The 269-nt window shown below is 30.5% G+C and carries 1 protein-coding gene; it reads right to left on the bottom strand.

What is annotated here, in order from left to right:
- Positions 1 to 17: 17 nt before the first annotated feature.
- The coding region (locus Q4563_RS20130; protein ID WP_303605776.1) for a hypothetical protein at positions 18 to 269 on the bottom strand (252 nt) is incomplete at its 5' end.

Raw genomic sequence — 269 nt, 5'->3', positions numbered from 1 at the left:
ACTCAGTAAAGTGAAAATTATAAAAGTTGTTCTTTAACTTTTTTGAAAATGATTCCCATTTCTCCAGCAATTAATTTAGAGGTGTTTAGATAGGTTTCACTTTTATTTGTAGAGTTTTCTTCAGTTTTAGGGTCTGTATATGGCAAATGAAAACGTGAAGACGCTTCTAAAATAAGAGGACAATTTTGTTCTGCATGATCACAAGTTGTAATGGCTATAAAAGGAGTTTCGTTAATAGGATGTTCAATAAGTTTAGAAAAACCTAAGAC

The sequence above is a fragment of the Gilvimarinus sp. 1_MG-2023 genome (genome assembly GCF_030548285.1).
The sequence above is the reverse complement of the archived record's forward strand: the minus strand, read 5'-3'. Positions and strand labels throughout refer to the sequence as shown.